This window comes from Streptomyces sp. NH27, assembly GCF_056859195.1.
In genome coordinates, this window is sequence record NZ_JACEGK010001026.1 from 1 (window position 1) to 798 (window position 798).

The window sequence follows — 798 nt, forward strand, 5'->3', positions numbered from 1 at the left end:
CGTATACGGTCGCGTATACGGTCGTGGTCCGCGGGTGTCCGGTGGCGGGTGGGGTCGGGCGGTCGGCATCGTCTCCGAATCGTGCCGGTACGCCCCATTGCGGAGCCCGCTCGGCGCCGTTATTCTTTGCACCTTTGAAACGTCTCAGGTCGCCAAGGGCGATCCATGGAACCGGAGTTGCCGGCGCGGGGCGGCCGCTGGCGCGACTTCGTCGCGCGTCACCTCCGCAGCGCCTGACGACACGACCCGCTGGAACATCTCCCGCAGCCCATCCGGCACCACCGACGGGTGGCGGCACCAGGCTGAGCGGTTACTCGCGAGACTTCGACGTGGCGGCCGTGGCAACCTGCGGAGATGCCTGAGTTGCGCGTCCATGACGGCCGTCACTATGCCATCCAGTTCCACTATGCCTTGCCGGACGACGCCTGGTGCGTGGAGCTGAGCGAAGCCGTTCCGGCGCCAGTTGCGTGGGCTGAGATTCCCGATGCGGTGACTCACTTGCCTGGGCCGGCCTTCATGGTGGCGGTGGTACCTGACGAGGACCCGAGCCTGGAACCCACCGTCCGCATCCACAGCCACGACGAACACGTCATCCCCTACGAAGTCATGCGCTGGTTCATGGAGCAGGCAGCCGAGCAGGTGGAACGTTGCCGCCTTGCGTTCGAGCAGGGAGCCCCTGAAGCAGTGGAATGATCACGCAGTGGCGGCGTGCCGGGCACTCGCCTGACCCGCACCCGGCCCGAATCCGCCGCGCGCCCACCCGCCTCGCACCCGGCCCGCGCGGGAACGCCCCCGCCG

The 798-nt window shown here is 68.5% G+C and carries 1 protein-coding gene; it reads left to right on the plus strand.

Going from position 1 to position 798, the window contains the following annotated elements; all coding sequences use genetic code 11:
* Positions 1 to 354: 354 nt before the first annotated feature.
* Positions 355 to 693, plus strand: a complete 339-nt coding sequence (locus AC13HU_RS37815; protein ID WP_483046529.1) for a hypothetical protein — start codon at positions 355 to 357, stop codon at positions 691 to 693.
* The last annotated feature ends 105 nt before the right edge of the window (positions 694 to 798 follow it).

What these genes read in the sequence shown, in the direction of transcription:
- AC13HU_RS37815 (WP_483046529.1), top strand. Translation starts at nt 355, where the DNA reads ATGCCTGAGTTGCGCGTCCATGACGGCCGTCACTATGCCATCCAGTTC.